11 protein-coding genes are annotated in these 13,421 nt (G+C 75.8%); 3 read left to right on the forward strand and 8 right to left on the reverse strand.

Going from position 1 to position 13,421, the window contains the following annotated elements; genetic code table 11:
• Positions 1-134 precede the first annotated feature (134 nt).
• Complete coding sequence (locus tag BMW62_RS21290; RefSeq protein ID WP_091935472.1) at positions 135-1,577, reverse strand: bifunctional 3-(3-hydroxy-phenyl)propionate/3-hydroxycinnamic acid hydroxylase; 1,443 nt, start codon at positions 1,575-1,577, stop codon at positions 135-137.
• A 169-nt stretch (positions 1,578-1,746) separates the two neighbouring features.
• Here BMW62_RS21290 and BMW62_RS21295 point away from each other — a divergent pair, with 169 nt between their 5' ends.
• The gene (locus tag BMW62_RS21295) at positions 1,747-2,874 is read left to right on the forward strand and encodes an NDMA-dependent alcohol dehydrogenase (RefSeq protein WP_091935475.1); all 1,128 of its coding nucleotides are present in this window, start codon (positions 1,747-1,749) and stop codon (positions 2,872-2,874) included.
• Positions 2,875-3,074: 200 nt separating this feature from the next.
• Here the strand turns inward: BMW62_RS21295 and BMW62_RS21300 are convergent, their stop codons facing one another.
• From BMW62_RS21300 to BMW62_RS21320, 6 genes are all read right to left on the reverse strand, one after another.
• Positions 3,075-4,964, reverse strand: a complete 1,890-nt coding sequence (locus BMW62_RS21300; protein WP_211435234.1) for an AAA family ATPase — start codon at positions 4,962-4,964, stop codon at positions 3,075-3,077.
• A gap of 20 nt (positions 4,965-4,984) precedes the next feature.
• Complete coding sequence (locus BMW62_RS23030) at positions 4,985-5,704, reverse strand: hypothetical protein (protein WP_211435235.1); 720 nt, start codon at positions 5,702-5,704, stop codon at positions 4,985-4,987.
• 98 nt (positions 5,705-5,802) lie between these two features.
• Positions 5,803-6,351, reverse strand: coding sequence for an MOSC domain-containing protein (locus BMW62_RS21305; protein ID WP_244524206.1), 549 nt, complete (start codon positions 6,349-6,351; stop codon positions 5,803-5,805).
• 20 nt (positions 6,352-6,371) lie between these two features.
• Entirely contained in the window at positions 6,372-7,493 is a 1,122-nt protein-coding gene (locus BMW62_RS21310) for an XdhC family protein (RefSeq protein ID WP_091935482.1), read from the reverse strand.
• A 41-nt stretch (positions 7,494-7,534) separates the two neighbouring features.
• The gene (locus BMW62_RS21315) at positions 7,535-8,734 is read right to left on the reverse strand and encodes a vWA domain-containing protein (RefSeq protein WP_091935485.1); all 1,200 of its coding nucleotides are present in this window, start codon (positions 8,732-8,734) and stop codon (positions 7,535-7,537) included.
• Positions 8,727-9,614 (reverse strand): AAA family ATPase, encoded by an 888-nt coding sequence (locus tag BMW62_RS21320; protein WP_244524207.1) that lies wholly within the window; start codon positions 9,612-9,614, stop codon positions 8,727-8,729. Before BMW62_RS21320 ends, BMW62_RS21315 begins: the two co-directional genes overlap by 8 nt.
• A 72-nt stretch (positions 9,615-9,686) precedes the next feature.
• Between BMW62_RS21320 and BMW62_RS21325 the strand changes: the two genes are divergently transcribed.
• Positions 9,687-10,973 (forward strand): M18 family aminopeptidase, encoded by a 1,287-nt coding sequence (locus BMW62_RS21325; protein WP_091935488.1) that lies wholly within the window; start codon positions 9,687-9,689, stop codon positions 10,971-10,973.
• A gap of 93 nt (positions 10,974-11,066) precedes the next feature.
• Here BMW62_RS21325 and BMW62_RS21330 read toward each other — a convergent pair whose 3' ends face one another.
• Entirely contained in the window at positions 11,067-11,921 is an 855-nt protein-coding gene (locus BMW62_RS21330) for a DUF2382 domain-containing protein (protein ID WP_091935491.1), read from the reverse strand.
• A gap of 349 nt (positions 11,922-12,270) precedes the next feature.
• Here BMW62_RS21330 and BMW62_RS21335 point away from each other — a divergent pair, with 349 nt between their 5' ends.
• The gene (locus BMW62_RS21335) at positions 12,271-13,080 is read left to right on the forward strand and encodes a DUF3097 domain-containing protein (RefSeq protein WP_091935493.1); all 810 of its coding nucleotides are present in this window, start codon (positions 12,271-12,273) and stop codon (positions 13,078-13,080) included.
• Positions 13,081-13,421 lie beyond the last annotated feature (341 nt).

Below are 13,421 nucleotides of genomic sequence, written 5' to 3' on the forward strand. Positions count from 1 at the left end.
CAGGAGACGACGGCCCGCGGGCTCAGCGGCCGAGCAGGCCTCCCAGCTCTCCCCCGCCGCCGAGCTTCTTCACCAGGTCCATCGGGTCGAACCCGAACTTCTGCAGCAGCCCGGCGTCGCGCCGGCGCGAACGCTCACACGCGCACGGAGCGGACGATGCGGTCGGGGCGCACGCGCACCAGGGCGGCGCCGCCCAGCCAGCGCCGGAGCGTGCCGGTCGGGTCCTCGATCGGCACCGCGGTGCCGTCGGGGCGCCGGATCCGCAGGTCCGCGGTGATCTCGACGTAGCCGTCGCCGAGCACGTCGTCCAGCCGGCACGAGCGCCCGTCGACGAGCACCTCCGGCTGCGGGAGGAGCGTCCCGGCCAGCCGGCGGCCGGTCCGGCCCCGGCGCGCCACCAGCGGGCCGCGGCGCAGCGGCGGCGTGCGGCTGTCGGTGGCCAGCCGGGCGACGGCGGGGATGCGGCGGACCGCCGTCAGCACGACCCGCCGGGCGACCGCTCCCCCGCGTCCGCCGCCGGTCATGAGCCGCCCCAGCAGGAGGGCCACCCGGATCAGCGCGCGGGCGTGCGGCTCCCGCTCGGCGCGGTAGGTGTCCAGCAGCGCCTCCGGCGCCTCCCCGCGGAGGACGGCGGCGAGCTTCCAGACCAGCTGGTGGACGTCGCGCAGCCCCAGGCCCAGCCCCTGGCCGACGAACGGCGGGGTCAGGTGGGCGGCGTCGCCGGCCAGCAGCACCCGCCCGTCGCGCCAGCGGTCGGCGACCTGGGCCCGGAACGTGTACTCGACCGCGCGCAGCACCTCGACGTCGGCCGCGCGCGCGACCGGCGCCAGCAGCGCGGCCAGCCGCTCGGGTGCGGAGAGCTCCTCGGCCGTCTCCCCCGGTGCCAGGCGGAACTCCCAGCGGTAGCGGTCGCCGGTGACGGGCAGAAAGGTCGCCGCCCGGCGGGGGTCGCACACCTGGTGCACCCCGGGCCAGACGGGCAGAGGGGCCGGCGCCCGCGCGTCGACCACGAGCCAGCGGTCGGCGGGGCCGAGGTCGACCATCCGCGCTCCGATCAGCTCCCGCACGGTGCTGTTGGCGCCGTCGCAACCCAGCACGGCCGCCGCCCGGACGGACCGTTCCGCACCCGTCGTCCGGTCGGTCAGCCACACGGTCACCCCGGCGCGGTCCCGCGTCAGCCCGGTCACCTCGCAGCCGCGGTGCAGCGCGATGCCGGACGTCGCCGCCGCGGCGCCGGCCAGCACCTCCTCGAGGTCGGGCTGGTGCACGAACGACCCCTGCGGCCAGCCGTGCGTGCCGGCGTCCGGGGCCCGGCGGAACTCCGCGAGCACGCGGTGCGCACCGTCCAGGAGCCGCAGCCCGGCCATGGGCCGGCACCGCGCGGCGACGTCGTCGGCCACGCCGGCCGCCTGCAGCGCCCGGAACACCTCGTCGTCGAGGTGCACCGCCCGGGGCAGCGGGTAGGGCGCGACGTGCCGCTCCAGGACGACGACCTCCAGCCCGCGGCGGGCCAGCAGCAGCGCCGCGGTCAACCCCACGGGGCCGGCGCCCACCACGACCACCGGCCCGCCCGTCATGGCGCCAGTCTTACCGACGGCGCGCCGCGGGGTGCAGCACGTTGCACACGGCACCGAGTGCCTTGACGCGGCGGGTCGCCGCTCAGCAGTCTGTGATGCACTGCACACGCCGCACCGACGTGTGCGCGGGCCACCCGCGACGACGCGGGCCGACGGAAGGAGATGCCGGGTGAAGACCAAGGGCGCGGTCCTGTGGGGCGTGGGCGAGGAATGGTCGATCGAGGAGATCGAGCTCGGTGATCCGCGGGAGGGCGAGGTCCAGGTCCAGCTCGCGGCCTCGGGGCTGTGCCACAGCGACGAGCACCTGGTCACCGGCGGCACCCCGGTGGCCTCCTACCCCGTCATCGGCGGCCACGAGGGCTCCGGCGTCGTCACCAAGGTCGGTCCCGGCGTCACCGGGCTGCAGGAGGGTGACCACGTCGTCACCGCCTTCATCCCGGCGTGCGGCACGTGCCCGCCGTGCTCGCGCGGGCAGCAGAACCTCTGCGACCTGGGCGCCAACCTGCTGGCCGGCACGGCGATCTCCGACGGCAGCTACCGGGTCCAGGCCCGCGGCAAGGACGTCATCCCGATGTGCCTGCTGGGCACCTTCTCCCCGTACATGACGGTGCACCAGGCTTCGGTCGTGAAGATCGAGCCGGACATCCCACTGGAGGTCGCCGCCCTCGTCGGCTGCGGCGTCACCACCGGTTGGGGCTCGGCCACCAAGGTCGCCGACGTCCGACCGGGCGAGAACGTCGTCGTCATGGGCGTCGGCGGCGTCGGGATGAACGCCGTCCAGGGCGCCGCCGCGGCCGGCGCGAAGCGGGTCATGGTCATCGAGCCGGTCGCCCAGAAGCGCGAGTGGGCCATGGAGATGGGCGCCACCCACGCGTTCGCGAACATCGAGGAGGCCACCCCGGCCATCAACGAGCTGACCTGGGGCCGCATGGCGGAGAAGACGATCATCACCGTCGGCGACATCCAGGGCGAGGACATCGCCGCCGCGCTCAGCGTCACGGGCAAGGGCGGCCGCGCCGTCGTCACCGGCATGGGCAACGCCGCCAACGTCGACGTCAAGCTCAGCCTGTTCGAGCTCACCCTGCTGCAGAAGGACCTGCAGGGCGCGATCTTCGGCGGCCTGGCCCCGCGCAACGCCATCCCCGAGCTGCTCTCGCTCTACCAGGAGGGCCAGCTGAAGCTGGACGAGCTGGTGACCACGAAGTACGCCCTCGAGGACATCAACCAGGGCTACCAGGACATGCGCGACGGCAAGAACATCCGCGGGATGATCGTCTACACCGACGCCGACCGCTGAGCTCGCGGGGCGACCGGCCCCGGTGGGTCTTCCGCGACAGTCCGTCTCTGCCCACCCCGAGTGGGCAGAGACGGACTGCGCCGGAGCCACCGGTCTCCGCCCGCCGCGCCTCTGCCCCGCAGGAGTGGGCAGAGAGCGACCTCCCCCCGGGGAGCAGCTGACGTCGCCGGCCGCGACCCCTCGCCCGGCGGCGCGGGCCCTCAGGCGAGCAGACGGGTGAGCGCCGGGCCCAGGTCGGCCAGCGAGCGCACCGGGGCGACCGAGCCCCCGCCGCGCGCCGCCAGCGCCCGCGACGCCGCCAGCGCCTCCTCCTCCGCCGTCCCCCCGGGCAACGGGCACAGGACGTCGAGCCGGTCGATGCCGCCCAGCGCCGAGGCGGCGTCGTCCCCGGCGGTCGCCAGGCAGTCCGAGAGCAGGACGACGAGCCGCTCGTCGGCGTGCGCCGCCGTCCGCAGCTGCGCGGCCGCCGCCCGCAGCGCCGCGGCGAGATCCGTGGTGCCGTGCCCGCGCAGCCCCACCAGGGCCAGCACCAGGTCCTCCGCCGACCGGTGCCTGCCGTGCTGCTGCAGCACCTCCACGCGGTCGGCGAACGCCAGCACGCTGGTGCCCAGCCGCTCCCCGGCCGCCAGGACGACGCCGGCGGCGGCCACCGCGGCGATCGCCACCCCCAGCCCGCTCATCGAGCCCGACCGGTCGACCACCAGGCACACGGCGCGGCGGGAGCCGGTCCACCGCCGGGTCGCGACGTCCTCGGGGGCCGGCGGCCACGGCCCGCTCCACCGCTCCAGCGTGCGGTCCAGGTCCAGCTCGCCGTCCCCGCCGCGGGCGGTGACCAGCCGCCGGGTGCCCCGCGCCCGGGCGGCGCCCACCCGGCCCACCTGCACGAACACCCGGGCCGCCAGGCGGCGCGCGGCCGCGCGGAGCTCCCGGTCGGTGGCCAGCGCCAGGTCGGCGAGCAGCGCCGCCGCCGCGTCGGGGTCGGCGCCCATCAGCCCGGCGAACGCCTCCTCGTCGAGCTCCCCCACCTCGGGGCTGATCTCGTCGAAGGCGGCGTGCCGCAGCTGCAGCTCCCGGCGCGCGGTCTGCCGCGGGCCCCGCCGGGCCGGCCGCTCGCGCCGGGCACCCCCGGCATCCGGGCCTGCCGCCTCAGGCGGCAGGCCCCCCGCTTTTCCCGGGCCGTCCCCGGCGGGCGACGGCGGCGCCCCGGGTGACGGGTCCGGTGGCGGCCCGGCCTCGGCCGGCCAGACCTGCTCCAGGATCTCGTCGAGCACGGCCTCCGGGGTCCGCTCCACGCCCTCGGTGACCCGGATGCGGCCGGAGAGCGCCGCGTGCAGGGCGTCCCGCGCCGCCTCTCGGGCTCCGGCGGCCTCCAGCCGGGCCAGCCCGCGGAGCCGCAGCAGCCCGTCGAGCAGCAGCACCAGGTCGATCGCCCCGCGCACGGAGGAGCCGGTGCGCAGGTCGCGGTGCTCGCGGGTGGCCCGCACGAGCGCCACCGCCAGGGCGACCCGCCGGGGCCGGGCGCCGGTCACCGAGGCGACGATCTCCCGCTCAGCGGCCTCGTCCTGGTAGCCCAGCACCATCCGGCACATGCGGTCGGCGATCGCCTGGCCCACCCGTGCGGTGCCGATCGCGTCGAAGGGGTTCATCGCCGCGATCAGCCGGAAGCCCGCGGCCGCCCGCACCGTGCCCAGCCGGGGGACGGCGATCTCCCCCTCGGTCAGCACCGTGATGAGGACGTTGAGGGTCTCCTCCGGGATGCGGTTGAGCTCCTCCAGGTAGAGCAGCCCCGAGCCGCGCATCGCGGTGAGCAGCGGGCCGTCGGTGAAGCTGCCCGGCACGTAGCCCTCGGCCATCACCGCCGCCGGGTCGTAGGAGCCGACCAGCCGGGCCGGGGTCAGCTCGGCGTTGCCCTCGACGAAGACGACGTCGCGGCCCACCTCGCCGGCGACCGCCCGCAGCAGGGTGGACTTGCCCGTGCCGGGCGGCCCCTCCAGGACGACGTGCCGGTGGGTCTGCAGCGCGACGGTGAGCACCTCGCGCTCGCGCCGCAGCCCGACGACCGGGGCGGGGACCGGGGGGCCGTCGCTCACCGGCCGGACGGTACGGCAGATCAGCCACCGAGGGTGTTCAGGTCGACCGGGTTCTCCGGGGCCGTGATCTCGACCGTCTCGCCGAACTCGCTGAACTCGACGGTGGCCGGGGCATCGCCCTTGTCCTCGATCCGCAGCGGGTACGGGGCGTCCTCGTCGTCGGCGACGGTGAGGGTGCTGCCGTCCTCCTGCGTGACGACGACGACGGGCTCGCCGTCCAGCTCCTCGCTGGTGACCTCGCCGGTGATCTCGTCCCCACCCGAGGCGCGCAGCTCGTCCACGAGCCCGGAGAGGGTCAGCGTGCTGAACGAGCCCGCCGCCTCCTCGGGCATGAGCACCCACTGGCCCTCGAGCTGCCCGGCGAACTCGGCGGGCATGCCGAAGGCGGCCCAGAAGTCGGCCGGGGCCCGGACGTAGGCGCTGCCGGCGGTGTAGACGAGCTCGACGAGCGTGCCGTCCATCGTGATGGTGCCCTGGGCGTCCTCGCCCTGGAGCTGCAGGTCGAGCTCCTGGGTCGAGCCGCTCTCCTGCATCGAGCCGACGACGTGCGCGGCGCCGGCCTCCTCCAGGGCGCTGAAGGCGGCCTCGACCACCCCGGCGGCGTCCTGCTCGGCCAGCGAGCTCCCGCTCTCGGCGGCGCTGGTGCCGGCCGGCGACGCTGTGCCGGCGTCCTCGGAGCCGCCGCAACCGGCGAGCAGCAGGGCGGCGGCGCCCACCGTGGCGAGACGTCGGATGCGCATGGTTCCCCTCGTGTCCAGCGGCGCCGGACGGCCCCACCGGGCACCATCGTGCCGGGCGCCGGCGCGCGCGGCCGCCACCGGGTGGGCGTGTCCACCGCTCAGGGGGCGGGCGGCCGCCGGGGGAGCAGCGGCCGGGCCTGCCCGGCGGCCGCGGGATCCAGCGGCACGGGGCTGTGCAGCACGGCGGGGCCCAGCCGCAGCGCGCCGTCGGAGAGCGCCGCGCAGCGCACGCCCCCGCGCCCGCGCATGCCGCGGTGCGCGCCCGGCGCCAGCACCAGGTCCATCCACGCGCACGGGTTGGCAGCACGCCCTCCGCGCAGCAGCACCGACCCCTCCCCGCAGTCGAGGGAGAACTCCCGGCCCCGCAGCGCCTCCACCTCCGCGCCGCGCAGCACGACGTTCCTCCGCGCCAGCAGCGGGTCGAACGGCCCGGCGCCCAGCTCGGCGGCGAGCTCCTCCAGCGACTCCACCGCCAGCACGGTCACCTGCGCGTCCCGGTGGGCGGGCTTCCCGGCGTAGCGGTCGCCGACGATCCCCACGCCGGCCCGCACCTCCAGCTGCTCCCGCCGGTCAGCCGCCTGCCCGGGCACCGCCGTCCCCGGCCGCCCGTCGTACCGGTGCACCGGCGAGGCGAGCAGCCCCACCACCTCGACGTCGTAGCGGTGGCTCAGCGGTCCGCCGTCTCGTGGATGGGGCCCTCCACCTCGGCCAGCCGCCGGCCGGTCCCACCCCACCGGCCCTGGATGATCTCCGCGGCGATCGACACCGCCGTCTCCTCGGGGGTGCGGGCGCCGAGGTCCAGGCCGATCGGCGAGGCGAGCCGATCCAGCTCCTCCTCGGTCAGCCCGGCCTCGCGAAGCCGGGCCAGGCGCTCGTCGTGCGTGCGCCGCGACCCCATCGCCCCGACGTAGGCGACCGGGGTGCGCAGCGCGACCTCCAGCAGCGGGACGTCGAACTTCGGGTCGTGGGTGAGCACGCAGAGCACGGTGCGCTCGTCGATCCGCCCGGCGTCCACCTCGGCCTGCAGGTAGCGGTGCGGCCACTCGACGACGACCTCGTGCGCGTCCGGGAAGCGCTTCGGCGTCGCGAACACCGGCCGGGCGTCGCAGACGGTCACCCGGTAGCCGAGGAACGCCCCGACCCGGGCGACGGCGGCGGCGAAGTCGATGGCCCCGAACACCACCATCCGGGCCGCCGGGGCGAAGGAGTTCACGAACAGGGTGAGGTCGTCGCCGCGGCGTTCGCCGTCGTGGCCGACGTGCAGCAGGGCGGTGCGGCCGGCGGCCAGCATGCCGCGGGCGTCGTCGGCGACGGCGTCGTCCAACCGCTGGGAACCCAGCGTGCCCGAGGACCGATCGGGCCAGAGCACCAGCCGGCGGCCCAGCCGGTCGTCCGGCCCGGCCACCACGGTGACGACGGCGACCGGCTCGTGCCGCCCCACCGACTCCGCGACCTCGCCCAGCTCGGGGAAGGACTCGCGGGACACCGGCTCGACGAAGACGTCGAGGATGCCGCCGCAGGTCAGCCCGACGGCGAACGCGTCGTCGTCGCTGACGCCGTAGCGGCGCAGCACCGGCTCGCCGGTCTCGACCGCGTCCTTGGCCTCCTCGTACACCGCGCCCTCGACGCAGCCACCCGACACGCTCCCGACCGCCGTGCCATCCGGCCCGACCAGCATCGAGGCGCCGGCCGGCCGCGGCGCCGAGCGCCAGGTTCCCACCACCGTGCCCACGCCGACGGTCTCCCCCGCCTGCCACCAGCCGACGAGGTCGTCCAGGACGTCACGCATTCGACCACTCCTCCGGTCCGCGTTGTTCCACGTGCAACGACTCAGGCACGGTGGATCACTCCTGACAGCTCCTCGAACGCGGCCATGCTGTGCCCGGCCACGAAGTGGTCGACCGACGGCAGCGCGGCCTGCATCCCGCCGGTGAGCGGTTCGTACCCCGTGCGGCCCTTGTGCGGGTTGACCCAGACCACGGTGTGCGCCAGCCGCTTGAGCCGCGCCATCTGCTCGGCCAGCAGCGCGGTGTCCCCGCGCTCCCAGCCGTCGCTGCAGACGATGACGACCGCCCCGCGCGCGGTGCCGCGCTGGCCCCACCGGTCGAGGAATGCCTTGAGCACCTCGCCCAGCCGCGTGCCGCCCGACCAGTCGGGGATCGCCTCGCCCCCGGCGGCGAGCGCCCGGTCGGGGTCGCGCAGCCGCAGCTCGCGGGTGACGCGGGTGAGCCGGGTACCGATCGTGAACACCTCGGTCGAGGCCGGCCGGGCCCGGACCGCCGCGTGCGCGAAGCGCAGCAGCGCGTCGGCGTAGGGGGTCATCGACCCGGAGACGTCGACCAGCAGCACCACCCGCCGCGGGCGTGGCCGCGCCCGGCGGTGCACCAGGCGGCTGACCTCCCCTCCGTCGCGCAGCGCCCGCCGCACCGTGCGCGCGGGGTCCACCGAGCCGTGGGCGGCCGGGCGCCGCCGCCGGGCCGGGCGCATCGGCGCGGCGGGGACCAGCAGGGCGAACAGCCGCCGGAGGTGGGCCCGCTCGGCGTCGGTCAGCCCGGCGACGTCGCGGTGCCGCAGCACCTCGTCCGCGCTGGCCCGGGCCGCGAGGTCGGGGGCGTCGGTGTCCTCGTCGCCCTCGCCGGTGCCGGCGTCCAGCGGCGCGCTCGCGGCCAGCCGCGGCCGCACCTGCGCCGCCGCGGGGGCGGGCCGCGGGCGACGTCCGGAGAACCAGGCCAGGAACGCGACGTCGTAGCGGTCGAGGTCGTCGGGCCCGGCGCAGAGGGTGAGCCGGCCGGCCCAGTAGACCGCCGAGGGGCGCAGGACGTCGAGGTGGCCGAGCGCGCCGAGCATGGCCTGGACCCGGTCCGGGGAGGCGGTCACGCCCGCGTGCCGCAGCGTCCGGGCGAAGCCCAGCACCGTGTCGACGACGTCCCGGGCCGGACCCCCCGAGGCATAGGAAGCTTTACCTGCGTCCTGGCCCTGGATCGCAGGGGTGAAGCTTCCTATGCCCGGGGCACTGCCGCGCTCAGCCACCGAGCAGCGCCTCCGGGGCCAGCGACCGCACCCGCTCGGTGTCCTCCCGGTACTTCAGCACCGCGCCGAGGGTCCGCGCCGCCAGGTCGGGGTCCAGGTCCCGCGCGCCGAGGGTGTGCAGCGCCGTCGCCCAGTCCATGGCCTCGGCCACCCCGGGCGGCTTGAGCAGGTCGAGGGTGCGCAGGGTCGCCGTCGCCCGGGCCACCTGCCGGGCCAGCTGCTCGGTGACCTGCGGCAGCCGGCGGCGCAGGATCGCCACCTCGCGGTCGAAATCGGGGTGCGCGAGCCAGTGGTAGAGGCAGCGGCGCTTGAGGGCGTCGTGCACCTCGCGGGTGCGGTTGGAGGTGAGGACGACCAGCGGCGGGACCTCCGCCCGCACGGTGCCGAGCTCGGGGATGGAGATCGTGAAGTCGGAGAGGATCTCCAGCAGGAACGCCTCGAACTCGTCGTCGGCGCGGTCCACCTCGTCGACGAGCAGCACGCTCGGCGCGTCCTCCAGCGCCTGCAGCAGCGGCCGCGCGAGCAGGAAGCGGCGGTCGTAGAGGGACGCCTCCAGCCGGGCGGGGTCGTCGGCGGCGTGCGCGGCCTCGGCGGCGCGCAGGTGCAGCAGCTGGCGGCCGAAGTCCCAGTCGTACAGCGCCTGGCTGGCCTCCAGCCCCTCGTAGCACTGCAGCCGGTAGAGCGGCCGGTCGGTGATCTGCGCCAGTGCCTGGGCCAGCGCCGTCTTCCCGACGCCGGCCTCGCCCTCGAGGAACAGCGGCCGGTGCATGGCCAGCGCCAGGTGCGCGGCGGTGGCCAGCCCCTCGTCGGCGAGGTAGCCCGTGCCCTCGAGCGCGGCGGACAGCTCGTCGGGGGTGCCGGGCACCGTGCGCTCGCTCACACGCAGCAGCATCCCACCCCGCCGCCGGCGACCGCGCCCGCCCCGCGTCCCGGCGTCGGGCACGATGACCGCATGCCGACCGCCGCTCCCGATCCGCTGGCCCTGGGCGACGACCTGCGCGCCTTCGTCGACGCCTCGCCGTCCCCCCACCACGCGGTCGCCGAGCTGGTGCGCCGGCTGGGTGCCGCCGGCTTCACCGAGCTCGCGGAGGCCGACGCCTGGGCACCGGTCCCGGGCGGCCGGCACTTCGTCGTCCGGCACGGCAGCGTGATCGCGTTCCGCCTGGGCAGCGGCCCGCTCGCCGAGACCGGGATGCGGCTGGTCGGCGCGCACACCGACTCGCCCACGTTCAAGGTGCGCCCGCGCTGGGAGGTGCGGCAGTCCGGCTACCGCCTCGTGGGCGTGGAGCCCTACGGCGGCGGCCTGTGGCACACCTGGCTGGACCGCGAGCTCACCGTGGCCGGCCGGCTCGTCCTGCGAGGCGGGCGCACCGCCCTGGTCCGGCTGCCGGGCGCCCCGCTGCGCCTGCCGTCACTCGCCATCCACCTCGACCGCAGCGTCCGGGAGGGCCTCACCCTCGACCCGCAGCAGCACCTGGTGCCGGTGTGGGACCGCGATCTCGGGACCGGCCCGGGCCTCGCCGAGGCCCTGGCCGACGCCGCCGGCGTGGACCTGCGGGACGTCGTCGGCACCGACCTGGTGCTGGCCGACACCCAGCCCACGGCGCGCGCCGGCGCGGACGGCACCTGGGTGGCCGCGCCGCGGCTGGACGACCTCGCCTGCTGCCACTCCGGGCTGCTCGCGCTGCTGGCCGCACCGGCCGGGGCGCGCACGCAGGTGCTGGTCTGCAACGACCACGAGGAGGTGGGCAGCGGCTCGATGTCCGGCGCCCGGGGCAGCTTCCTCGAGGACGTCGTCCGCCGGCTGGCCGCCGCGACCGACCCCGGTGACCCGCAGGCGGCGCACCGGGCGCTGGCCCGCTCGGTGCTCGTGTCGGCCGACATGGCCCACGCCGTGCACCCGACCCGCGCCGAGCGGCACGAGCCCGCGCACCGGCCCGAGCTCGGTGGCGGTCCGGTGCTCAAGGTGAACGCCAACCAGGCCTACGCCACCGACGCGGCGTCGGGCGGCTGGTTCACCGAGCGCTGCGACGAGGCTGGGGTCCCCGTGCAGACCTTCGTCACCCGGGCGGACCTGCCCTGCGGCAGCACGATCGGGCCGCTGACGGCGACGCGGCTGGGCGTCACCACGGTCGACGTCGGCGCCCCGATGCTCGCCATGCACTCCTGCCGCGAGCTGGCGTCGGCCCACGACGTCCCGCTGATGGTCGGCGCCCTCACCGCCTGCCTGGGCGACTGAGCCGCCCGCAGTGCACGACGACGGCGGCCGACCGGAGTCTGGTCTCGGTCGGCCGCCGTGCGTCAGGTGCCCCGGCCCGGAGCCGGGGCGCGCTCACATGCGCCGGTTGGCGTCGTCCGCGCCGTCGACCTCGATCTCCTCCTTGCGGAGGGTCTCGTCGACCTGCACGTTGTCGCTGACGGTCTCCTTGTCGAGGCGGACGCGCTCGACCGGCGTGGCCTCCTTGGAGACGACCGGCTTCTCGGCGCGGAGCGTGACCTCGTGCTCCTCCTCGCTGATCGCCGGCCCGTCCATGGCGTTGCCGACGTTGGCGTCCGTGATCGGCTCGCGCTCGACCCGGACCTCCTCGTGGGACACGGGGACGGTCTCGCTGACGTTCTCGCTCACGACGTACTTGCGCAGCCGGGCGCGGCCGACCTCTTCGGAGCGGGTGCCGACGTCCAGCCGCTCCTCGGAGCGGGTCATGGCGTTGTCGGTCGTCGGCCCCGAGGTGTCGTGGCCCACGGTGCCCCGGGTGTCGGTGCGCGCGGTGTCGGTGCGCGCGGTGTCGGTGCGGTCGGTGTCGACCATCCCGGCGGTCCCGGCCATGCCCGTGGTCTCGGTCGTGGTCGTGGTCTCGGTGCGGCCGGTGGTCCCGGTGCCGAGGCCGTAGTACCGGTACAGCTCCTCTTCCTCCTGCGGGGAGAGGTGACCGTCGGTGTCGATCTTGGGGGCGTCCTTGACGCGGTCCTTGCTGACCGCTACCCGCACGCCGTCGTCGGTCAGGTCGGCGTCGCGGATCGGGACGAAGGACTCCTTGGTCCCGAACAGCCCGGTGCGGACGGTCACCCACTCCGGCTGGCCGGTCTCGTCGTCGAGGTAGACCTCGGAGGCGGACCCGATCTTCTGACCCTCGGTGTCGTAGACGTCCTGGCCGATCACGCGGCTGATGGTCTCGGTGCCGATCATCGTCGTTGTCGCTCCCATCTGAGCTCGGGGGATGTTCGTCGCTCGGATGGGTGACCGGCACGGTGGCCGCGAAACGACCGAGCCGAGATCAACAGCACCCGGATCCGGCGCCGCCGCCGCTCGCCGGAGCCGGCGCCGAGCCGCTCCGGTCCTCCCGGCACGCGTCTGCGCAGGTCACGCCCGGTGTCCGGGGCGCACCGGCGCTGCCCGGTTGCACGGGTGAACACCGGTATCGGCCGTAACTCTCCGTGTTGTGCGACGGCTCGGGCGTGTCGTGCGGGATCGGTCCGGCACACCCTCCCCGGCGCGTCGTCCACGACCGCGCGCCCGACGTGCCTAGCGTCGTCGCGTGCCTCCCCGTTCGCCGTACGACGACCTGGTCCACCCCCGCACCGTCAAGAAGCCGGTGCCGCAGGTCGAGGCCGAGCGCGACCTCGTGGTGGAGGACCCGAGCTCCGGGTTCGTGGGCGCCGTGGTGCGCTGCGAGAAGGACGTCGTCCACCTGGAGGACCGGTTCGGGCGCGTGCGCGCCTACCCGCTCGGGCCCGGCTTCTGGGTCGACGGGCGGCCGGTCGTGCTGGTGCGGCCGAAGCCGGCAGCGCCGGCCGGGCCCGCCCGCAGCGCCTCGGGCTCGACCTACGTCGCCAACGCCCGCGCACGGGTGGCCCGCGAGGGGCGCATCTACGTGGAGGGCAAGCACGACGCCGAGCTGGTGGAGAAGGTCTGGGGCCACGACCTGCGCATCGAGGGCGTCGTCGTGGAGCCGCTGCACGGCGTCGACGACCTCCCGGGCATCGTGCGCGAGTTCCGCCCGGCGTCGGGGCGGCGCCTCGGGGTGCTCGTCGACCACCTGGTCACCGGGTCCAAGGAGTCGCGCATCGCCGCGCAGATCACCGGTGACCACGCTCTGGTCGTCGGCCACCCGTTCATCGACATCTGGCAGGCGGTGAAGCCCTCCGTCGTCGGCATCAAGGCCTGGCCGACCGTGCCGAAGGGCGAGGACTGGAAGACCGGTGCCTGCCGCCGGCTGGGCTGGGAGGACGACACCGGCTACGTCTGGGCGCAGCGCATCCTGGCCCGCGTGAAGGTCTGGACCGACCTGGAGCCCACCCTCATCGGCCGCGTCGAGGAGCTCATCGACTTCGTCACGACGGATTGAGCCCGCCACGATCAGGTGACAGTGAGGATGTAGGCGGGCCCCGCAGCAACCGTTCCTGACCCTTCAGGTGACTGACCTCGGGTCTTTATCCGGATCTGTCGGTTCGGTCGCTGCGGGGCCCGCTGCACTCACCAAGCCTGGCGGTGTGACCTCATAGGAGCCTGTGCCAGCAGGCACCCATCACTGTCTTGTCCGCTCGCCCGGCGGTGCGTGCCGCCCTGTCGGTTGCGAGCGAGGAGGACGGCGATGACCACCATCGCATCAGAGACTGCCCCGGACCAGGTCCAGGTGGCCGGTGGCGTGGACACCCATTGCGACACCCACACCGCGGCCGCGGTCGA

Source organism: Blastococcus sp. DSM 46786 (assembly GCF_900109665.1).
In the GTDB taxonomy this organism is placed as follows: domain Bacteria; phylum Actinomycetota; class Actinomycetes; order Mycobacteriales; family Geodermatophilaceae; genus Blastococcus; species Blastococcus carthaginiensis.